Here is a 20,856-nt window from a genome sequence, read left to right on the forward strand (position 1 = left end):
TATTTTAGTGCGCTGAACCGGACTATTTGCTTCTGAAACCCAACCATAAAAAAACCTCACATATTAATAAATTCGATCGGATGTTTTCGTATGAAAAAGAAAGTTAGTATACCAGTCATACTGCTTGGGATTTTAAGTATCTTAGTCATTGATGTTCCATTTTTTCATTACCCCATTAGTACACCTAAGTACCTTGTAAATGTAGATACAAAAGTGAACTATATACCATTTAAAGACACCAAAAAGTACGCCACAATCAAAAGATGTGGAAACGATTGTAGTGAGGTCAAATATCACTACAAAAAGAATAATCGGTATATGTCTATTCTTGTTACTGATAAGTTAAGTGCCTCAAGTGACTCGATATGGGATAAAAGCAGAAAGATAGGTAAGACAAAATTCTTTTATGAAAAAAGAAAAGATGAACAATTATTAGCATGGATTGATAAGAAAAATGAAAAAGAAATTTTTATAACGTATAAGGGCAATAAAAAAATCAACCGAAACGAGTTAGTGAAAGTTGCTAACTCGTTATCTATTAAATAGTTTTAGAATCGAGGTGTATTATGAAGAAATACGAAAAAATGTTAATAGGAATGAACAACGAAGACTTCAATTGTTACTCCAATAAAGGAGACTGGCTTTACATTGCAAATAGAAAAGATACAAAGAAAGGACTGTTTCGATTACCGAACTACCTGCATTACTTTGTATCATTAAATGATCAGCGTCTGCCATCAGAAATTGGCGTGGTAAAAACCATTAACGGTCAGATTACAGCAAAAGATTTAGCAGAACTCGATTTTAAAAGTAGAGATAAAGACTTGAAACTCATTACAGATGAAACGATAGGTGAATATGAATGGTTCTTAGAAAAAGTGAATGCCCAACCCGACCATACTCCTATGGCTGTGACGTGGTTTGAAAGAGTATTTCCTAAAAAAGAGAAAGAACTAAGGATACATAAGAAATTCTTCACAGGGCTAACAAAAGAAGAAAGAAAAGAAATATTTGAAGTCTGATCCAATGATAGGTAACAAAATGCACAAATACCGAATTACAAAATACAACCCACTATACCGGGATGCTGAAGGACGTTTTACCCGCGATGATTGGACGAGCATAAGTGATATTGGAAAAGTGTTTGAAAATCAAGAACTAACAATAGAAATGTACAAAAAAACAGAGGACTCTTACATAAAAGCTGTACATCTAACAATGGATTTTTTAAATCTTCCACATTTACATGCGAGAAATATCATAAAAAGTTTCCCGGATGATCAGTTTCTAACACAAATAAATCCCTATATGGAATTGTACCCAAATGACTTGCTGCATTATTATTTCTCAACTAACAACAACGAGAAAATAACCTATGAGCATATAGACAAACATTGTAGATTACAACTAAGAGAGGACTTGGGTTCGGCGCTTTTTTATCCACATAAATGTAAGCTTTTTATCGGTTATGATTATTTGATGAGCTTTCATTCGCATATACAATTGGATCCAATCTTTCAATCCATACAGAATTTAGGGCTATTTGTTGAAGAGTTCTAAATAAGGAGGAAATATAACAATGAAATTTATAAAAAAACTGATGTTAAACCGTCCTGCCGAAAAGCGGCTTGTCTATTTTTATAGTATGGTGGCGACAGATGAACAGGTTTGGCTATTGGAGAACAAGCATGGCGATCTATTCGTTACGGAAGGCGATGGAGATTATGAGTTTTTGTTACCTGTTTGGCCGAGTCGAAGTTTTGCTGAAATGGAAGCCGCAAATCTCAAGAAATCATATAAAGCGTTTAATATGCCGCTTTCTCAGTTTATAGACCACTTACTCGTTGATCTTGAAGAAGACGGTGGTGCCGCAGCTATTTTCCCGAGTGAGAAAGACACGATGGTGCAAACGCGTAAAGATATAAAAGAAATGATCGACCAAATGAACGACTGATACGACTCGACTAACAAGAGTAAGGGAGACTATTCATGAAAATTGATTATCGATTAACAGGGGCTGGATGGGCCGAATGTGTTTTTACTTTACATGATAAAAAGTATACGTTCTCGCCCGGTTACTTAACCGATGCCCTTGGCGAAATACTTGAAGCTCTATTGAACGTTAACCCTGTTTATACACAAGAATGTTATCTAGAAGATGGGGCTAGTGCGAGATGGGATGCTGAGCCTCAAGAAACAGAATGGAACTTTAAGTATCTAGGTGAAGATCAAATGGAAATCGCATTGTATCATTATGAAGATGAAAGATGGAATCGCGAGATAGATTTAAAATTTCAGTATTCGTATGATGAGTTTCTTAAAGCATGGGTTGATATAAGTGAACAGCTTCTTTTAGAATATGGAATTGTAGGATATAAAGAGATGTGGGTTCAATATGAATTTCCGTTAAGCAACTTCTTAAAATTGAAATATTATCTAGAACATCATACTGAGTTTCCAGTAGATACAAAAACGATTGACGAGATTACGATGATAAAGAGCAAGATCGAGATGGAAACGACTTATATAAGAGGAATCTAAAACTCCAATCACCCAATAATAAAAACCACTAGAAAAGCTTTAATCAATAATTACTTACCATTGTAAAGAAATTGTAAATTTTTTATTTCAAAATGGTTGTAAAATTCAGATAATTTTGTATAATGATAGTAATCGAATATGGACGGGAAGAGACCATGAGAAGAAACCCAATTTGTAATCCTTTCTTTTGAAAGGGTTTACATTGGTGTTTCTTCTCTTTTTTTCTTTGCCGAAAAATCGATCATACACTTATAGGGGGTTGAATGATGAAAAGGTCTTTTTCAATTTTTACTTCTGTGTTTTTGATGATGAGTATTCTTTTACTCACGGCATGTGCGGGTGATCAAGATTCTGGTGGAGGAGATGGAAAAGGGGAAATTACATTCTACTCTCCTGAGACGCCTGATATGACGAAGGAACTAGGGCAGAAATTTGAAGAGCTTCATGATGGCTCAGTTAACGTTCAGTATGCAGGTACGAACGTACTCGTTAATCGTATGATGGCGGAAAAAGATAATCCTCAAGGTGATGTTTGGTATGGAGGGGGAGGAATCCTTCCGTTTGAAGCGGCTGTAGATAAAGGGATTATCGGAAAATACATTCCTGACTTTGCAAAAGATTGGGATACGGTGGAAGACGGAATTAAAGTGAAGCATGAAGATGGGAAGTATGTTGGTGTTGAAGTGTTTGTACTCGGTTTTGCTTATAACACGGACCTTGTAAAAGCGGAAGAAGCGCCAAAGACTTGGGATGACCTGCTCGATCCAAAATGGAAAGGGAAGATTCAATTCTCCAATCCAGCAGCATCCGGTACGGCAACGCTTATGGTGTTGAACCAAATGATGCAGCGCGGTGAAGCGGAAGGCTGGGACTACTTCAAGAAGTTAGTAGACCAAGCGAACTCCATGCCAGATTCAGGCTCTGCTCCAACAAAGGCTGTTTCTATGGGTGAAGCACACATTGGTGTAGGATTCGATTTCATGGCTTACGAGCAGAAAGCAAAGGGAGAGAGTGTGGACTTTGTCGTACCGGATAAGACGCCAATCCTAGTTAACCCAGTGTCTATCGTTGAAGGCGGACCGAATCCTGAAGGCGGTAAGAAGCTGATCGATTTCTTATTATCAAAAGAGGGTCAACAAATTCTAGCAAACTGGTACCATATCCCGATCAATCCAGATGTGGAATCCAAAACACCTCTTACACTTGAAAAAGTAAAATCTCATGCCGTAGATCTAGATATTGATTGGGTGAATGAGAACTATGACCGTGTAAGAAACGAGTGGAAAGAGAAATTTCAGTAATACACATTAGGGGTGGTCGAGAATGGGTTCAGTCAAAGTTTCACAACTATCAAAAGAGTTTTCAGGTGTTCATGCTCTAAAGAACGTTAACCTAGATATCCAAGAAGGCGAGTTCTTCGCTCTTCTTGGACCATCAGGTTGCGGCAAAACGACAATGATGCGTTGTATTGCAGGGTTTGAACAACCAACATCAGGATCTATTCAAATTGGGGAGACAAAAGTAAATCATATTCCTCCGAACAAACGAAACTGTGGGATGGTGTTCCAGAGCTATGCGCTATTCCCTCATATGAACGTATTTGAAAATGTAGCCTACAGCTTAAACATTAAACAACTCAACTCAAGCAATATGGCAGCAAAGCTTCCGATCTATTTACGGCTGCTTAACCGAAAATTAGGGAATTATCCGAAGCCGATCGAACAAAAAGTAATGGAAATCCTTCAATACGTGGAACTGGATAAGCACGCGACTCGACTTACAAGTGAACTGTCTGGTGGTCAGCAGCAGCGTGTGGCACTTGCTAGAGCTCTTGTTATGGAACCGGCTGTTCTTTTAATGGATGAACCATTGTCGAACCTAGATCAAAAGCTGCGTCACTCGATGCGTAACACGATCCGCCGCATTCAACAGGATCTTGGAATCACAACGATTTTTGTAACACATGACCAGGAAGAAGCAATGAGTATGGCGGACAGAGTTGCGGTTATGGATAGTGGGGAAGTGAAGCAGATCGGAACACCGATCGAGCTCTATAGCAGGCCTTCTACACCGTTTATCGCGAATTTTGTCGGGACATCAAACGTCTTAAAAGGAACAGTAGTTGGAGAAGAGAATGGCTATTCGGTTGTAAAAGGTCATGGCTTTCTTATCAAATCAACAAACCATGTACAGCAAAAAGAAGTGAACGTGATCGTGCGTCCTGAAAACATTAAAGCGTTCAAACCGGGGACGATCAGTTCTGACGAATTAACCAACATTATTGAAGGAACGGTACTCGTTTCCACTTATCTTGGTTCGATCGTTCGCTACGACATTCAAGTAGAAGAATACCAGCTAGTCGTGGATACTACGTTTGTTCCAGGTGAGGCGATCTTAACAGAAGGAGAGAGGGTGCAGTTAACCATCGATCCTGAGAGGGTGTTGTTAATATGAAGAACCGTCTCAGTTCTTTTAACGGACTCACCTTTGTAAAAGTATTGATCTATCTTTTCTTTGGTGTTTTTCTGTTGTTGCCTCTTGTTTCAGTATTTTTAGTCAGCTTCACAGGTCAACCTATCAATCTGCTCGGGTCGATCACCAATTCAAACATCTTACAATCGACCATTGAAAAATTCAGTTCAGCGTCGTTTGATAACTACGAAAAGATTTTCACGAACAAAACATACTTTTCAGCGGTTCAAAATAGCTTAGAGCTCGCCATTCTCGTCTCATTGATCGTCATCGTGATGTGTATACCGATCGCTTATGGTATTGCGCGTACGACGATGCCGTTCAAAAGGACGATTGCGGCACTATGTACGATTCCACTAATCGTTCCAACGTTTATCTCAGCCTATGCAATCATCATCATGTTCGGCCGCGCCGGCTGGGTGACGTATATCTATAATTCTCTTGGCGGAGAAGGGATGCTGCTCGATCCGTATTCCATGGCTGGAATCGTGCTCGTCCAAGTTTTCTTCTTTTTTCCGTATGCGCTTTGGCCGATGGTGGCAGCGTTTAAAGTGAGTGAAATCTCGCTTGAGGAGGCATCGCTGAACTTAGGTGCAAGAAATTGGTTCACGTTCATTTTTGTCACGTTTCCGCTCGCGATTCCGGGTGTAATCTCAAGTGCACTCTTAATCTTCACCGTTTCGTTCTCTGATTTTGGGACACCGATCATTCTCGCTCCTAAAGATCTGAACTTGCTCGTTGTTGAGGCATACCGTGAAATCGCAGGTTTTTTCAACTGGGGTGGTGCTGCAATCCTGACTGTCATCATGGTAATCGTCGCGGCCTTCTTCTTCTGGTTGCAGCATCTTTTTACAAAAGGAAAGAACTATGGATCTGTTTCAGGTAAGCCGAAACAGCAGAAGCTGAATGATGCAAAAGGATTAACGCGCACGTTGTCTGTCTATTCTCTAGCCATTGTCATCATTCCGGTGCTTGCGATGTTATCCATTGTACTTCAATCTCTTGCGACAACGTGGGGAAAGAATCCACTTCCAAACGGATACACGCTATCACACTATCAGACCATTTTCACAAGCTCGATGGGCAACATCCAGAATTCAATCGTCCTTGCGCTTGGAGCATTAATCCTCAGTGTGATTATTGCGACTTTTGTTTCGTATTTTGTTGTTAGGCAGAACTCTTCCAAACTTGATTTTATGACGTCGATTCCACTCGTTGTACCAGGTATCGCGTTTGGTATCGCACTCATTCAAACGTTTAACACAGCACCTCTTCACCTGACAGGAACAGCACTTCTGTTGATTGTCGCTTATACGATCAGAAGACTTCCGTACATGGTTCGTTCGACGATGGGTACGATGCGTGCAATCAAGCAAGATATTGAAGAAGCGGCGGTTAACTTAGGAGCAACACCGTTAACAGCAGCCATTACGATCATCGGGCCATTAATGCTTCCAGGAATCGCGGCCGGGTCCATTCTTGTTTTTATCACCGTTATTAAAGAAACGAGTATATCTATATTATTAGCCCCTGCAGACTGGGCACCAATGAGTCTAGCTATATTCCAGAACATTCTGCGCGGTGAATATTACACAGCTGCTGCAATGTCGGTCGTTCTTGTCGTCATTGTTTTAATTTTACAAGCTATAGCGAACCGCATTTCAAAAAATCAACTATAAGATGGATGGTGGAGGAAGAACATTGACTAGAGGGTTTATTTTTGATTTGGATGGAACGGTTTATTTAGACGAAGTGATGATTGAGGGAGCGGCAGAGGCAATTGCCGCCCTCAAACAGCGGGGAGATAAAGTCGTTTACTTAACGAATAAATCGATATCAACCCGCATGGATTATGTACAAAAACTTCGTAAGCTAGGTATTGAAGTGGAGTTGGATGAAGTGATCAACTCGAACTTCATAACCGCAAAATATTTAAAAGAAGCATTAGAAACCGGAGAAGCAGCATTAGTGATTGGCGAGCAGCCGCTTTTAGAAGAACTAGAAGACGAAGGCATTCCCATCACGTATGACGCAAAACAAGCAAAATTCGTCGTGCTCGGCTGGGACCGTCAGTTTAGCTATGAAAAAATCAATCTAGCTTTTCAAGCTTGGCTCAACAAAGCGACGATTATTGCGACGAATCCAGACCGAACCTGTCCCGTCCTTGGTGGAGAGATTCCTGACTGTGGAGCCATGATCGGAGCCCTAGAAGGTGTGACCGGTCAGCGGATTGAGTCGATCACAGGAAAACCTTCCAAATGGATGGCAGAATACGTGGTCTCTCAAGTTCTGAAACTAGATCCTTCTCAATGCTATATGGTCGGTGACCGGCTTGAGACGGATATCCGAATGGGAATTGAGAATGGTCTGCAGTCTGTCCTAGTGATGACAGGTGTGACGAATCAAGAAATGTTAACAAAATCTTTATACAAGCCATCCTATGTACTTGGTAGTATTAAAGAAGTAGTAAACTTATAGATCAAATTTCCACATACGAGGATCGCCTGACGACACAGCGAGTGCTCCAGCTTCAAGGGCTAGGAGAATATCCTCTTTCTCTTGAATCAAACCGCCAACAATAAGAGGAAGCTTGAGCTGGCGCGACAGCTGGTCGATCACTTTCGGCATCAATCCGGGCAACACTTCTACAGCATCCGGCTTGCACGATTTGACCATCTCAATGCCTTTTTGTATAGCAGCACGATCAATTAAGAAAATCCGTTGAATGGTAAGCAGTCCTTCTTCTTTCGCATACTTGATCATGTTGATCTTCGTAGTGATGATGCCGGTTGGTTTTAACACGTCTGCAATGTATTTAACGGCACTTCTAGAATTGGACAAGCCCTCCATAAAATCGAGATGAATGAAAATATACATACCTGCTTCACGAAGCTGATTAATATAATTTTCAACAGTTGAGATGTCCCCTGTTAAAAGAAAAGCGATGTTTGCTGAACTTTTAATCGCTTTATCAATATCTTTCTGATCTTTAATCGATGCGATAATCTGTGATTCTACCATATTAACAAGTTCCATATCCTTCTCACCCCGTATTCATTTTTTGAATATTTATACTATTTCTCTATGAAGAGTTTACCATATGTTTAAAGAAATGCACGGTACTCATGACTTATTTAAAGTCTTTTAAGGAGGTGAACTAGGTCTTTTTGCTCAGTGTTTCACAAACTATTATTTCAGGAGGGTGTTTAGTAACGTGAAAACTCATTTCATGCGTCAACTGGTCGTAACGTCTGCCTTAGCATTAAGTCTAGTGATTCCACAAGGAACAAGCATGGTAACAGCGAATGATAATGTTATCGTAAGCGAAAATTTTGATGGTATTCAAAACGGAACATTGCCGAATGACTGGAAAGTGGTTGAAGGAACAGGTGAGGTGCAAGATGGAAAGCTTGTGCTGCAATCAGCTGCAACGAATAGACCTGCAAGAGTCGTCGTCCCTCTAGCGGATGATAACAACGGAAACTATGTGTTTGAAGCAGACATGACGTTTGTATCAGCGGTTGAAGACACGCGCTGGGCTTCTATCATGTATCGTGTGCAAAATGAGAACTACCCGTATTATCAGTTTGCGATCAGACGAGGGACATCAGCTCTTAACGGGATGGAATTTGCGGAACGCACAGAAAAGAACGCATGGAATGTTACAGAAACCAACTTTTATAAAGAGAACTTCCAGTACAACAAAAGTTATCGTCTAAAAGTAATAGCAAGCAAGAATCGTGTACAACAATTTGTTAACGGTGAGCTTGTGGTGGACACAGCAGGAGCATCCAAATGGCAGAATGGCGATGTTGGGTTTCAAGCTGTTGGATCAACTGTACAATACGATAACGTTAAGTTGACATCTTTTACTGGAGAGCTTCCACCCATTGAAAACTCAGGTGCATTGCTTCCAACCGAAGCGCCAACCGACATTATTAATCCTCCTACTTTAATCTCAGGAACAAAAGTATCCAGCCTTCAGCATGCAACGGCTTCTGCTGTGTTAAAAGTGGACCGGGGAACGGATGGCAACCTTTATGCGAATGGCAAACGTTTAATCGACCAGCTGAATCAACTGAAGAACAAGAAGATTCCAGTCCTACATATCGAACAAGCTGGAATAGAAGAAAGCATAATTGAAGCATTGAATGAGACGCAAACGACTGACGTTCAAGTGATATCTAGTGACGCAGAGATTGTTAAAGTCATTAAAAGTCTGAACCCAAAAATTCGCGGGGGACTTGTTTATGAGCGTGGTCCATTAAATGAAAGAGGGCTGCAGCAGATCGTAGATAAAGTTCATGACAGTGGAAGTAAGATGGTTCTGTTTCCTCAAAAAAAACTATCGCCAGATGTTGTCTATTACCTGCACAACCGCATGGTATCGGTTTGGGGTGTGAGTGACGACAAGTTAGCGGATCAGCATGAACTGATTCATCTTGGGGTGGATGGACTTGTGACGAACCAACCAGCGCTCGCTGAAAAAGCTTTTACGCAATATCCAGAAAACACGATTATTCAGCGACCGATCGTTTCGGCTCACCGTGGTGTTCCATCATTAGCACCAGAAAACACAATGGTAGGCTACCAGATGGCATTTGATCTTGGTGCCGACCAGATCGAGACAGATGTGCAACGAACGAAAGACGGACAACTTGTTATCATGCATGACAATACTGTAGATAGAACAACGAACGGAACCGGTGCTGTGGATCAACTGACGCTCGCGGAAATCAGAGAACTTGATGCAGGAATTAAATATGACCCTAAATATGCCGGAGAAAAAGTACCAACGTTCAAAGAATTTCTTCAAGCGTTTAAAAAGAAAGATATCGTTTTACTCGTTGAGCTGAAAGATCATGACATCGAACAACAAGTAATCGATGAGATTCAAGCTGAAGGAATGATGGATCAAGTGGTGATGCAAAGCTTTTATCTCGACAGCATGCAGGTGATGAACGAGATCGCGCCTCAGCTGCCAATCGGCTATTTGTTCTCTGCAGCTGTCCCTTCTTCATACGAAGCGAAAGTGAAGAACGCCAAAAAGATGGTAGACTACGGAACATTGAACGATGTGACATTAAACGCTAGCTATGGAACCGTCTACGAAGAATTCATCACATACATGCGCCAGCGCGGAGTGATGAGCATGCATTGGACGTTCCGATCCGAAGAGCCTTTCGTGGACAAACTAAAGCAAGGCTTGATCGGTCCAATTACCGATTATTCACAATGGCTATCAGAATCTCCGGTGTATTTAGAGTCACCTGTGAAAAAATTGAACATAAAAGCAGGAAAGACTCACACTGTACGGGCTAAAGCGAAACTCAGTTATCGGTTGGATACCCGAGAACGAATTGATACGGTGCTTTATGTAAAAGACAATACGGGTGCTGTCCGAGTAGAAGGAAATACGATTCAAGCCATCGCACCAGGAAACGCACAAGTCTTTGTAAAGCATACGTTTGAAATGTTAGGAGAAGAGTGGAGTTTAGTGTCTGAACCGATTGAGGTAACGGTGAAATAAAAGAGTCAAAAATGTAGACGGAATACATTAATCTGAAGAATCTCGATAATGGACTGAGTGAATGGTCCATTATTCGGGATTTTTTGGTGTTTGTTTAATGAGTTATAGATATCAAACGTGTAAGAAATACATAACGAATAAAGTTCTTTAAATAGAACAAAGCATTCTTAAATAAAACGATAATTAACGAAAAACAAAGAAATACTTTAAAAAATAGTACATTTGTATGTTAAAAAGAACAATTTCTACCATAAATGAAGGTTTTTAAACTAGTAAAATCGTTCTATAATAACGTTATAAATGTTCTTTAAAAAGAACAAAAAGTATCTCTGATCTTGCAAGCTGAAGGAGGGACTTGAAATTAGAGTTAAGCGTCTTCGGAAATTCAGAAACAAGAATTGGTCTTATGTCTTATGTATGAAACTTGGACTTATCTTTTATTCTATGACGTTCTCTATTCTCTACCTTACAGGTTATACAAGTGCTTATTTTAATGATAATGAAAGTGTGACTGGAGTGATCCAAGCAGGAACTTGGTGGGATAAAAGCTCCCTAACATTTGTAACAAAACAAAACGATACGAAAAGCGATGCTCTTTGTACATCTATTGATATGACGATAAAGAATGCTGGTGACGGAAATAGGATCGGACCTGTCCGTTACGAAGTATGGTGGGCTGAAACAGGAAACCCGAAAAATGGACTAAAGGTAAGCGAAGGAGAAGTTAAGGCGTTAAACAGTGGGGAAAGTGAAATTCTGTCACACAGGCCGGATAAAGAGGGCACCTATAAATTTAAAGCTTTTCAAAGTGATGGACATCCGAGACAAGGTGAACTTTGGAGTGAAGATCTGAAGGTAAACTGTTCTGAATCAAAGTCTGAGGAAGAAAAGAAAGAAAATCATAACAGTTCTGAGCCTGAAGTAGAACAGCAACCATCAACAGGCCAGGAATTAGAGGAACCTATTGAACCTACTACACCTGAGGCTGAAGAAAACACCTCACAAGAGACTGCTGAAACAGCTTCTGAAAATCAACAAAACGAAAACCAGACGGATGAGAATGTAGAAGGAAATCAGAGTGAAACAAAACCAGAAACTGAGCCCGTTAAGGAAAATGAAACACAAAAGGATGATTCAAAATGAAAATGGTAAAAGTGAAAACTTGGATAAGCAATATTATCACTTGTCTATTATTTCTAACATTGATTTCAACTGCTTTTGTCGTCATCTCCTCTAAAGCGTCTGGTGGAGAACCTACCGTGATGGGTTATCAGCTGAAAACGGTTCTTTCAGGATCAATGGAGCCTGGTATTAAAACCGGATCCATTATTGCTATTAAACCGGGTGGAGACGTGACACGTTTTAAAAAAGGTGACGTCATTACCTTCAAAGAGTCTGAAACAAAACTCATTACTCACCGCATCCAAGAAGTGAAAGGGAGCGGGGAGAACACGCAATACATTACAAAAGGCGATAACAATGATGCACCTGATATGACCCCAGTGCTCGCTGCTAATGTAGTAGGTGAGTACAACGGATTTACCATTCCTTATATCGGATATCTCTTAAGTGCTGCTCAATCCAAAATGGGCTCTGCACTGCTTCTGATCTTACCAGGTGTGTTATTGCTTCTATACTCTGCTGTTACCATATGGAAAGCGATTAAAGAGATAGAAGTGAGCAAAGACACAACAACGACTTCCAACTAATGTGGTTGAACTGCCGTAAGGATTCTAAATCATTACGGTTTCAATATAAAAATGTACATACCCAAAAAAGGGTGAGAGGGAGGAAGTTTGATATGAGTTTAAAGAAAAAGTTAGGTCTTGGGGTAGCTTCAGCAGCACTAGGTTTGTCTTTAGTAGGTGGGGGAACTTATGCTTATTTTAGTGATACGGCAGAAGCAAATGCGACATTTGCAGCAGGAACACTAGATTTAAATGCTAATCCAACAACAATTATTAATGTGGATAAGATTAAGCCTGGTGACACGATGCTTAAATCATTTAAATTAGTGAATGCTGGTAACCTTGATATTGCATCCATTAAAATGGCTACAAGCTATACTGTAACTGATGCTAAAGGTGATAATGCAGGGGAAGACTTTGGAGAACATATTCAAGTAAAATTTTTAGTAAATAAAGATAAACTTAATGATGTTATTTACTCTACTACTCTTGCGAGGCTTAAAACAATGTCTCCAGATGCAATTGAAGGTAGTATTTTCGGTGGATGGTTAGCAGAAAGAGGAGGAAAGCTAGCAGCTGGAACGGATGATACATTAGTAGTAAAATACGAGTTTATAGAAAACGGTGCAGACCAAAACAAATTCCAAGGTGATAAGCTTGAACTAAAGTGGACTTTTGAAGGTAAGCAAGGAGCTGGGGTTGAAAGATAATCTATTTTAATTCCTTAAGGGAAGGTGGGGATATCCCACCTTTTTTTGATAAAAAGTACCTCTAAGAACGGAGATTGAGAGGTAAATTCTATGAAACTTAACTCAAACAAATTTAAGATAATCCTAATTTATACATGCATACTTCTTGTCGCAACTGTCTTCATCCCAATCGGCAACACCGGAGCCGACTCCAGCACACCAGAAATCAAAATAGATGCTCTGCCGCAAAAAGTTCTCTTTGACATAGATGACTTTAAACCCGGTGACTGGGCACCACGTGTTTTAACCATCCAAAACAACGGCAATCAGGACTTCACTTATAACTTACAGTCACGTATGAAATCTGGATCTGATAAACTCTTCAACGTATTTCACTTGAAAATTGAGGATTCGTCTAGTGTAATTTTTAAAGGTAATTTAAAAGACTTTGAAGGGCTTGATCCGCGTCCTTTAGCTGCTTTTTCAGAAGAAAAACTTACGGTTACCGTTGAATTTCCTTACGTATCTGGAAACGAGTATCAAGGCCTAGATACCGACGTTGAATTCGTCCTTTATGCGGATGGCGAGAATGCACCACCACCGACAGACACTGAAAAGCCAAATCAAGACAACGGAAGTACATCGCCAGGCAATAACAGCAATAAGCCACCATCAACAGACACTGGATCACTGCCTCAAACAGGGGAAGATAATCCAATTTTCATTATTTTGTCTGGACTAATTATCTCGATGGCTGGTCTAGCATTGTTACTTGTTAAAAAATCAATACTACCCAATCCTTTTAAGAGATTATAAAACATGATTCGAGGTATGATTGAACGATATGAATACTTGATGTGAGCTAGCTGTTGGTAGTTAATACGCCAATCGTTAGCTTATTTTTGTTGACGTAATATTCCTCTAACTTTTCGTCAGCACTTTATAAAAAAACTAACCCAAAAGAGCACTTTTGGGTTAGTCGGTTAAATGTTATTTACTGATCTTAATCAATCCAGCAGAGTTATCAGATGCTTCTCCTAGGATCGTGAACTTTAGACCGTATTTAGGAAGAACTTTACCAGCGTCGTTGATTACGCCATCTAACTCACTTCCGTTATAATCTGTGTTATCAATGTACGTAACAGAGTCGTTAAATACTGGAACTCCTTTTTCGCCTTTGTAATCAAAGATTCCGCGGCTAGGTGAATCAACGTACCAGCTTGGCGCTTTATCAAATGAGAATGCTGCATCTGCAATTTGATAACGAGTAGAGTCTTCAACAGTTGGTTTGCCATCCTTCATACCTACGATTGCTTGAGGATGAGAATCAACTACACCGATGAACCCTTCTCCAGGATGATCTCCAACCCAGTTGTCACTGAAGCTGTCATCACCGTACCATACAAGCATACCTGTGTTGTATTTAACACCACGGCTAGATTGTAATGCTTTATCTGATCCTTCTGTGTTTCTCCACTCGATGTAATAGTAGTGGTCTGCATAAGAAACGCCATTTGATACAGTAAAGTCATTTAGTTTGAACTTTGCTGCTCCTTCTGCGTCATCTGAGAAGACAACTGCTCCGTCAGCAGTAAGTTGAGCGTTATCAAGAGCGAATCCTTCAGGCGCAAGTCCACCATCTGTTGAATAATCAAATACAAGTTTTACTTTTTGCCCTGCAAATTCACTTAGGTCATAAGATTTATCAACCCAGTTGCCCTCAGTGGTGTACAGCTCTTTTTGTGCATTTGTTGCTGTCCAACCAAGTCTCTCGATTTCTTTAAGTGTTGTGCCGTCTTCTGTTTGTACATATACAGATAACTTATCGTATTCTCCTGCATTTTCGATTTCATAGTTAGCTTTGTACGAGAATGTTGCTGATGTTTTCCCAGTAAGATCGAATACTGGTGACTCCATACTAGTGTGCAGGTTATCACCTTTTGTACTGTAGTAGTACTTTGATCCAAATGCAGGCTGTATTTTGCTAGGCACTTCTTTTTGTGGAAGGTTTACTTTTACAATGCCTGGATTCTTAGATTTCGTAACCGATTGATCGATTTTCACTAAGCTTCCAGCTGAAGTAATATCCTTCACATCAATTTCAGTGATATTTGCCCAGTTACCGCCCATCACTTTTTGGAAGTATTCTTTGTTTTGTGGAGAGAAGCTTGTAGGTTCTGTACCTGCAATTTTCCCATTCCAGCTTCCGCCACTCATGATCGACCAAGATGCTACTGGCTCACCATCTCCTGTGTACTGTGTATCGTACTCATCTGGAAGACCAAGATCATGTCCGAATTCGTGAGCGAATACGCCGACCGCGCCGTCTTCTGGCTCAATCGTGTAATCGTAAGCTCCCATCTTACCGCTCCATGGTCCAGTTGAACCAGGAACTCCGTACACCCCGCCTAGCGTCCAGCGGTGAGACCAGATCGCGTCAGCTCCTAAGCGTCCGCCGCCTGCTTCTTGACCAACACCTGCATGAATAACCATTAAGTGGTCAACGATTCCATCCGGTTCGTTTGTATTGCCGTCTCCGTCAAGGTCATAAATATCAAGATCGTCAAAATCAGATAAATTTACTCCATTTGCAACGGCAGCATTTAGTGCGTCAGCTACAAAGTTACGTGGACCTTTAGGATTTAAGTTATCGTGACCACCTGCAGGGTTGTCATCGCCGTACTCTTTGGCAGTTCCAGGAACAGTCAGCCAGTTTGACACGTATCCGTCCACTGTATAGCTGCCACCTGATTGTTCTTCGTAATATTGCTTAAATGTTTTTACTTTAGAGCCATCATGTAACTTGAATTCCTTGTCGCCGAAGAGCATTTTTTGATAATGCGCTCGGTTGAAGTCCTCTGAATACATGTAACCTTCTTCTTCGTCAATATTATTATGTTTGAAGTCCGAAAACTCAGCTAAAAGTACAAGGACTTTATCTTCGCGAACGCCGCCTTTATACTTTGCTGGCTTAGCTGGATCTACATCTAAAAAGCCGCTTCCGGATGTAGAATTATGTGACTTGTTTAGTTTCTTAGAGAGTTTTTCCTTTTGGTTGTTTAAGAATTCTTTTGATTGATTGGATATATCTTTTGCCTTTTGATCTTTGATTTCTGGTGAAGGTGCTGTTCCTTTTTTACTTTTAAGTTCAATGTACCTTTTTACAGCTTTTTCTGTTTCTGTTTTGGAAGCATTCTTTGCAATGATTCCTTGATCTTTAAGAGCCTGTGCCAAGCGGTCTTGATCGACTAGGTGCATATCAATAGGTGCGGATTCTAGGATGGCTGTTGCTTTTGAATAGGAACTTTCAAGTGGCATTGCTTTACTTGCCGTAAAAGCAGACGGTGCTAGTAGACTCATAGAGATCCCTGTAAGCATTAAAGAAGTGCCGAGCTTTTTACTCCATTTCCCCATTTCTTCTCCTCCTGTTTTTCCATTTTATTAAGAACCGTACATAACAAAAAAAGTAGGAACATCATCTCCTTATGTAAGTTCAATATATAGAACAAATAGTTCTATAATTAGAATAATACGAAAATAGTAAACTTTTGTAAAGTTAATTTATTCATTTTATATAAAAAGTTATTTTGTACGGTATAAAGAACGTTCATTGGCACTGTTCTTTAAAAAATTACAGCGTGGAATTTCTTACTTTTATCAAATATTTATAGGAAAGAAATAATTAAAAGTGTTTTTGTAGGAATTTGTCGACAAAATATAGAACGAATTGTTCTTTATATAGGTTGACAGAGCGTTGAGTGTGGTGTAAATTGATAGTCATAAAGTGCTTTATAACGAACAAAGGGTGTGTTGAGATGCACAGGTCTATATTAAAAATTGGATCAATCACATTGGTTATCTGCATATTAATCAGTATTTGTTCACTTCTTTATATGAGCTATCAAGCTAGTAAAAACCCAGACGATGTTCCTTCTCTTTTAGGTTTTAAATCTTTTACCGTTCTCTCGAATAGTATGCAACCCGCATTTTCAGCCGGGGATATGGTTTTTGTAAAAGACAAACCAACAGCTGAGATTGCTGTAGATGATGTTATAACCTTTAAAGCGGAAGGACGAAAATTAATCACGCATAGAGTAGTAGGTGTATCAGAACAAGGATTCATTACAAAAGGTGATAGCAACAACGTAAAAGATGCAGCGATTGTTAAGCCAGAAGATGTTGTAGGTACACAAGCTTTCACGATACCGAAAGCTGGATATGTATCAAAGTTCGTCAGCAGCCCAATTGGCATAACACTTCTTATATTAATACCGTTACTTGGTTACTTGCTTTTAGAAATACATGATTGGATCACCAGATTTCTTAACAGAAAAGAAAAAGCAGTATGAGCAATGCTTATTCCTTTTAGGAGGTGGGGCTATTCAATAGGTTGATAGGGGAAAGCTACATAGTTCCATATAAAAAAACAAAATAAATTTATTGGAGGCAATTTAAATGAAAAAAGCAAAAAAAGCGTTATTAGGAACAGCACTAGCTGGAGCATTGGTTGTATCTGCAGGATTTGGAACGTATTCGTGGTTTACGGATGTAAAAACAGCTAACGGTCAGATCGATAACGGAACACTTACTTTAGGAATGGATACACAATTATTTACACATGAAAAATTTGCCCCTTCGCAAGTTTTAGTAAGTGATTTCAAAAAAATTGAAAACACTGGTAGCTTGGATCAAATCTTAAGAGCATCCTACACGCATTCAGTAGATAAAGCTTCTGTTAAGAAGTACAAAGTAGCGTACTTAGCGATTAAGTATGCTGAAAGACCGAATGAAACAGTATTGAAAGATATGGCAACTGATTTTGAAAAAGGATTTAAAAAAGGTGTAGATAATCCAGTTATGCCGAGTGGAAAGTCAAAACAAGCAATAGGCTATGAGGTAGAAGGTGGATTAGTATCTGCAGATGAAGCTAGCGCTATGAAAATGCAAGCTGCTAACCAAGAGAAGACAATTAAATTTGGTAAAGACGGTTTCTGGAAGCTAAAAGATAACCAAAACATTGAAATCATGTTCTTTGTAAAACTGCTTGATAGTGCTGGAAATGAGTATCAAGGAGCAAAATATAACGGTGAATTCAAAGTGGAAGCGAAGCAAACAGATGATGGAGCAGATTTTGGTCCAGCTGCTAACACAGAGGTTTCACCAACAACAGCAGAATAAATGAAACAAGCGGGCAGTCGATTTTGTCGGCTGCTCATTTTCTATAAGTAACAAGCCGAATTGTAGTCTGGAGGTGTATGAGTGGTACCGAAAAGGAAGCCAATCAAGAAAAAACATATCTTGCTTAGTTTGATTCTCTTTTTCTATGTTTCTATTTTAATCGTACCAAAATACGATACGTTTGCATGGTTTACAGCAGAATCCTTTGCTGAGGGAAAAATAACAAACGCTAATACATCCGACTTGTTAAATATTGATGTTAGTGAAGTACAGTATCAAAAGAACTGCAAAGTAAAAACGAGTGTAACCATTACGAATATCTCCAATATAGAAATTCCCGTTTCATTAAATCTAATAAGTAAAGAAAATCAATCAAAATCAAAATGGTTACAACCTGGCGAAGCGCTTAGTAGTGGCACAAACGTAACTGATCCTTCGTGTGATGCGAGTCAAGTGATGTATCACTTGTATGCATTCGAAGGATATGTAGATGAAAAAATTGTGGTTCCATTAAGTCCAGAAAAGATGATTAAGCCTGTGGAGCCTAAGAAGGAGGAAACTAACGATGAAAGTAAGAAAGAGCCAGAAGTAGAAAAAGAAGAGCCTCAAACACCTGAAACAGAAGAGCCACCTCAACAAGATCCAGCACCTGAAGAAGAAGTACCAACAGATCCAACACCACAACCAGAAGAAAATCCAGACACAACCAATTCCGATGATGACCAAGCTGACACGCCTACTCCTGCTCCCCAACCAGAACAGTCAGACCAAGAAGGTAAAAAGGACGTTAAAACTGATGCTTAAACAAACTCATGACGTTCAAAACCTATTGAAGTGGGGGTGTGGGCTATGCTTAGTCTAAAACAAATCATTTATGGAGTTATGGCTGTATTGATTATCGGTGCAGCTACTATTCAATCGGAAAAAATTTATTCGTTTACGGATGGAAGCTATGGACTGGAGCTTACACCATCCGCATTTCAGATGAAGAATATGCGGCCAGGTTATAGTGAGGACTACACATTGACTGTAAAAAACACTGGTAACCAGCTATTGAAATATAACGTAAAAACAAAAAATAAAACAGGTGAAATGCTTTTTAGTGCACTAATTGTAACCGTAAAAAAAGATAATACTGAACTATTTAAAGGGAAATTACGTGAACTTACAATAACCCCAAGAGCCTTACCAGCCAAAACAGATGACAAACTAACTTTTTCTATAGGTTTAGCTGGTGAAGCTGGAAACGAATTTCAAGGGTTAGCGACCACTTATGAGATTCAAGTTCAAGGTGAAGGCGAAGACTCGGATGACGGTGATCCAGGCGATGGAGACCCAGGCGACGGTGACCCAGGCGACGGTGATCCAGGCGATGGAGACCCAGGCGACGGTGATTCAGGAGATGGAGACTCAGGCGACGGTGATCCAGGCGATGGAGACCCAGGAGATGGAGACCCAGGCGATGGAGACCCAGGCGATGGAGACCCAGGAGATGGAGATCCAGGCGACGGTGATCCAGGCGATGGAGATCCAGGAGACGGGGACCCAGGAGATGGAAACCCAGACGACGGAGATAATGGGAGTGAGCCACCCGCACAACAACCTCCAACAAAAGGTGACACTCAGAAGCCGACTCGTTCACCATCAACAGGTACCGAATCATTACCGCAAACAGGTGAAGAAGATCCAATGATATGGATGTTAATTGGTTCTTTATTATCCATGACTGGACTTTGCATATTATTCGTAAAGAAACTACTTGTACCAAGACGAATTAGAAGAGGATAAGGCATGAGATGGCTGGCATACTTGTTGATTTTTGCAGGGGTCATGACAATGGCGTACCCGAAAGCCAAAAGTGTGTACTTTTCTTATCAAGAACAAAGGCTGCTTGAAGACTGGGAATCCTCGAATGACCAATCAAAGATTAAACAGAGCTACAAACAGTTGGATGATATTTTTTTAAGTCAAGATCATAAGGAGCATGTCTCTTCGAAGACAGGAATAATTGGAAAATTGACCATTAACCAAATTCAGTTATCTATTCCTATTTTAGAAGGAGCAACGAAAAACAACCTGAAGGTGGGAGCGGGGCATCTGTCTGGCACCTCTCCACTTGGGAAAACAGGGAACGCTGCGATTGCGGCGCATCGCAGCTACACCTTTGGAAAACAATTTAACCGGCTGCCTGAAGTAAGGCCGGGGGATTCCATTCAAGTTGAAACAGCTCATCAAAAATTGACGTATACCGTAACGGAAGAAATTCTCGTTAAACCAACTGACCTATCCGTTCTACAAAATAACAAAAAGAACGAAGCCATGATCACCTTGATTACATGTCATCCTATGAAAAATCCTACTCATCGTTATATTGTGAAAGCTGTTTTGAAAAAAGAGGAGGTTTTATAGAAAAGGAAGTTGTTGGATGTGAATAAGAAACTAGGCTTACAAATAAAAAATAATCGTTTAAAAAAACGGATGAGTTTATCTAAGCTAGCGACAATCGCTGGAATTTCGAAAAGTTATTTAAGCAGTATTGAAAATCATGAGACAAACCCATCTGCACATATGATTCAAAAAATAGCTAAAGCTTTGGAGGTTCCTGTGGAGCAGTTACTGAGCATTCAAGTAGGTATTCTAGATCCAGAATGGGTGGATCTTGTCGTACAAGCCAGAGATTTAGGTCTTAATAAAGAAGATATTCGAGACTTCTTAGCTTACGAATCATGGAAGTGTTCTGATAAGGAAGGTGTTTAAC

Annotated in this window: 22 protein-coding genes; 20 read left to right on the plus strand and 2 right to left on the minus strand. The window is 40.0% G+C overall.

Features of this window, described 5'->3' with window-relative positions:
• The first annotated feature begins 90 nt into the window (after window positions 1-90).
• The 9 genes from IHV10_RS09360 to IHV10_RS09400 all read left to right on the plus strand — a co-directional run bounded on the left by IHV10_RS09360 (window position 91) and on the right by IHV10_RS09400 (window position 7,491).
• Window positions 91-546: a hypothetical protein gene (locus tag IHV10_RS09360; RefSeq protein ID WP_197128491.1), complete on the plus strand. Its 456-nt coding sequence runs from the start codon at window positions 91-93 to the stop codon at window positions 544-546.
• 20 nt (window positions 547-566) lie between these two features.
• Window positions 567-1,022, plus strand: a complete 456-nt coding sequence (locus IHV10_RS09365) for a hypothetical protein (protein ID WP_197128493.1) — start codon at window positions 567-569, stop codon at window positions 1,020-1,022.
• A 4-nt stretch (window positions 1,023-1,026) separates the two neighbouring features.
• Entirely contained in the window at window positions 1,027-1,560 is a 534-nt protein-coding gene (locus IHV10_RS09370) for a hypothetical protein (RefSeq protein WP_197128495.1), read from the plus strand.
• A 19-nt stretch (window positions 1,561-1,579) separates the two neighbouring features.
• The gene (locus IHV10_RS09375) at window positions 1,580-1,954 is read left to right on the plus strand and encodes a DUF2750 domain-containing protein (protein ID WP_197128497.1); all 375 of its coding nucleotides are present in this window, start codon (window positions 1,580-1,582) and stop codon (window positions 1,952-1,954) included.
• Window positions 1,955-1,989: 35 nt separating this feature from the next.
• Complete coding sequence (locus tag IHV10_RS09380) at window positions 1,990-2,541, plus strand: hypothetical protein (protein ID WP_197128498.1); 552 nt, start codon at window positions 1,990-1,992, stop codon at window positions 2,539-2,541.
• A gap of 263 nt (window positions 2,542-2,804) precedes the next feature.
• Entirely contained in the window at window positions 2,805-3,842 is a 1,038-nt protein-coding gene (locus IHV10_RS09385) for an ABC transporter substrate-binding protein (protein WP_370629660.1), read from the plus strand.
• 22 nt (window positions 3,843-3,864) lie between these two features.
• Complete coding sequence (locus tag IHV10_RS09390) at window positions 3,865-4,995, plus strand: ABC transporter ATP-binding protein (protein ID WP_197128500.1); 1,131 nt, start codon at window positions 3,865-3,867, stop codon at window positions 4,993-4,995.
• A complete protein-coding gene (locus IHV10_RS09395) occupies window positions 4,992-6,692 on the plus strand; it encodes an ABC transporter permease (protein ID WP_197128502.1) in 1,701 nt (566 codons plus the stop codon). Before IHV10_RS09390 ends, IHV10_RS09395 begins: the two co-directional genes overlap by 4 nt.
• 22 nt (window positions 6,693-6,714) lie before the next feature.
• Entirely contained in the window at window positions 6,715-7,491 is a 777-nt protein-coding gene (locus tag IHV10_RS09400) for an HAD-IIA family hydrolase (protein WP_197128504.1), read from the plus strand.
• On the opposite strand, the gene IHV10_RS09405 is transcribed toward IHV10_RS09400, so the two are convergent.
• Window positions 7,486-8,049: a glycerol-3-phosphate responsive antiterminator gene (locus IHV10_RS09405; RefSeq protein ID WP_066398579.1), complete on the minus strand. Its 564-nt coding sequence runs from the start codon at window positions 8,047-8,049 to the stop codon at window positions 7,486-7,488. The two genes, IHV10_RS09400 and IHV10_RS09405, sit on opposite strands and share 6 nt — an antisense overlap.
• A gap of 178 nt (window positions 8,050-8,227) precedes the next feature.
• On the opposite strand from IHV10_RS09405, the gene IHV10_RS09410 reads away from it, so the two are divergent.
• The 5 genes from IHV10_RS09410 to IHV10_RS09430 all read left to right on the plus strand — a co-directional run bounded on the left by IHV10_RS09410 (window position 8,228) and on the right by IHV10_RS09430 (window position 13,736).
• Window positions 8,228-10,543, plus strand: coding sequence for a glycerophosphodiester phosphodiesterase family protein (locus IHV10_RS09410; protein ID WP_197128506.1), 2,316 nt, complete (start codon window positions 8,228-8,230; stop codon window positions 10,541-10,543).
• A gap of 360 nt (window positions 10,544-10,903) precedes the next feature.
• The gene (gene tapA / locus IHV10_RS09415; protein WP_370629664.1) at window positions 10,904-11,686 is read left to right on the plus strand and encodes an amyloid fiber anchoring/assembly protein TapA; all 783 of its coding nucleotides are present in this window, start codon (window positions 10,904-10,906) and stop codon (window positions 11,684-11,686) included.
• A gap of 2 nt (window positions 11,687-11,688) precedes the next feature.
• Window positions 11,689-12,252 (plus strand): signal peptidase I SipW, encoded by a 564-nt coding sequence (gene sipW / locus IHV10_RS09420; RefSeq protein WP_370629665.1) that lies wholly within the window; start codon window positions 11,689-11,691, stop codon window positions 12,250-12,252.
• 92 nt (window positions 12,253-12,344) lie between these two features.
• Entirely contained in the window at window positions 12,345-12,941 is a 597-nt protein-coding gene (locus IHV10_RS09425) for a CalY family protein (protein ID WP_197128509.1), read from the plus strand.
• A gap of 90 nt (window positions 12,942-13,031) precedes the next feature.
• Window positions 13,032-13,736, plus strand: coding sequence for an LPXTG cell wall anchor domain-containing protein (locus tag IHV10_RS09430; protein WP_197128511.1), 705 nt, complete (start codon window positions 13,032-13,034; stop codon window positions 13,734-13,736).
• 174 nt (window positions 13,737-13,910) lie between these two features.
• Here IHV10_RS09430 and IHV10_RS09435 read toward each other — a convergent pair whose 3' ends face one another.
• The gene (locus IHV10_RS09435) at window positions 13,911-16,334 is read right to left on the minus strand and encodes an immune inhibitor A domain-containing protein (protein WP_197128513.1); all 2,424 of its coding nucleotides are present in this window, start codon (window positions 16,332-16,334) and stop codon (window positions 13,911-13,913) included.
• Window positions 16,335-16,735: 401 nt separating this feature from the next.
• Between IHV10_RS09435 and IHV10_RS09440 the strand changes: the two genes are divergently transcribed.
• From IHV10_RS09440 to IHV10_RS09465, 6 genes are all read left to right on the plus strand, one after another.
• Window positions 16,736-17,269, plus strand: a complete 534-nt coding sequence (locus tag IHV10_RS09440; RefSeq protein WP_197128515.1) for a signal peptidase I — start codon at window positions 16,736-16,738, stop codon at window positions 17,267-17,269.
• Window positions 17,270-17,375: 106 nt separating this feature from the next.
• Window positions 17,376-18,098: a TasA family protein gene (locus tag IHV10_RS09445; RefSeq protein ID WP_197128517.1), complete on the plus strand. Its 723-nt coding sequence runs from the start codon at window positions 17,376-17,378 to the stop codon at window positions 18,096-18,098.
• A gap of 81 nt (window positions 18,099-18,179) precedes the next feature.
• Entirely contained in the window at window positions 18,180-18,902 is a 723-nt protein-coding gene (locus tag IHV10_RS09450; RefSeq protein WP_197128518.1) for a hypothetical protein, read from the plus strand.
• A 45-nt stretch (window positions 18,903-18,947) separates the two neighbouring features.
• Window positions 18,948-19,886, plus strand: a complete 939-nt coding sequence (locus IHV10_RS09455; RefSeq protein ID WP_197128520.1) for an LPXTG cell wall anchor domain-containing protein — start codon at window positions 18,948-18,950, stop codon at window positions 19,884-19,886.
• Window positions 19,887-19,889: 3 nt separating this feature from the next.
• Entirely contained in the window at window positions 19,890-20,507 is a 618-nt protein-coding gene (locus IHV10_RS09460) for a class D sortase (protein ID WP_197128522.1), read from the plus strand.
• An 18-nt stretch (window positions 20,508-20,525) separates the two neighbouring features.
• A complete protein-coding gene (locus IHV10_RS09465) occupies window positions 20,526-20,855 on the plus strand; it encodes a helix-turn-helix domain-containing protein (protein WP_197128524.1) in 330 nt (109 codons plus the stop codon).
• Window position 20,856 lies beyond the last annotated feature (1 nt).

Source organism: Fictibacillus sp. 5RED26, assembly GCF_015903895.1.
GTDB classification, from domain to species: domain Bacteria; phylum Bacillota; class Bacilli; order Bacillales; family Fictibacillaceae; genus Fictibacillus; species Fictibacillus phosphorivorans.

Coding starts and splice junctions, on each gene's coding strand:
- IHV10_RS09360 (WP_197128491.1), top strand. CDS start 91: ATGAAAAAGAAAGTTAGTATACCAGTCATACTGCTTGGGATTTTAAGT.
- IHV10_RS09365 (WP_197128493.1), top strand. CDS start 567: ATGAAGAAATACGAAAAAATGTTAATAGGAATGAACAACGAAGACTTC.
- IHV10_RS09370 (WP_197128495.1), top strand. CDS start 1,027: ATGATAGGTAACAAAATGCACAAATACCGAATTACAAAATACAACCCA.
- IHV10_RS09375 (WP_197128497.1), top strand. CDS start 1,580: ATGAAATTTATAAAAAAACTGATGTTAAACCGTCCTGCCGAAAAGCGG.
- IHV10_RS09380 (WP_197128498.1), top strand. CDS start 1,990: ATGAAAATTGATTATCGATTAACAGGGGCTGGATGGGCCGAATGTGTT.
- IHV10_RS09385 (WP_370629660.1), top strand. CDS start 2,805: ATGATGAAAAGGTCTTTTTCAATTTTTACTTCTGTGTTTTTGATGATG.
- IHV10_RS09390 (WP_197128500.1), top strand. CDS start 3,865: ATGGGTTCAGTCAAAGTTTCACAACTATCAAAAGAGTTTTCAGGTGTT.
- IHV10_RS09395 (WP_197128502.1), top strand. CDS start 4,992: ATGAAGAACCGTCTCAGTTCTTTTAACGGACTCACCTTTGTAAAAGTA.
- IHV10_RS09405 (WP_066398579.1), bottom strand. CDS start 8,049: ATGGAACTTGTTAATATGGTAGAATCACAGATTATCGCATCGATTAAA.
- sipW (WP_370629665.1), top strand. CDS start 11,689: ATGGTAAAAGTGAAAACTTGGATAAGCAATATTATCACTTGTCTATTA.
- IHV10_RS09425 (WP_197128509.1), top strand. CDS start 12,345: ATGAGTTTAAAGAAAAAGTTAGGTCTTGGGGTAGCTTCAGCAGCACTA.
- IHV10_RS09430 (WP_197128511.1), top strand. CDS start 13,032: ATGAAACTTAACTCAAACAAATTTAAGATAATCCTAATTTATACATGC.
- IHV10_RS09435 (WP_197128513.1), bottom strand. CDS start 16,334: ATGGGGAAATGGAGTAAAAAGCTCGGCACTTCTTTAATGCTTACAGGG.
- IHV10_RS09440 (WP_197128515.1), top strand. CDS start 16,736: ATGCACAGGTCTATATTAAAAATTGGATCAATCACATTGGTTATCTGC.
- IHV10_RS09445 (WP_197128517.1), top strand. CDS start 17,376: ATGAAAAAAGCAAAAAAAGCGTTATTAGGAACAGCACTAGCTGGAGCA.
- IHV10_RS09455 (WP_197128520.1), top strand. CDS start 18,948: ATGCTTAGTCTAAAACAAATCATTTATGGAGTTATGGCTGTATTGATT.
- IHV10_RS09460 (WP_197128522.1), top strand. CDS start 19,890: ATGAGATGGCTGGCATACTTGTTGATTTTTGCAGGGGTCATGACAATG.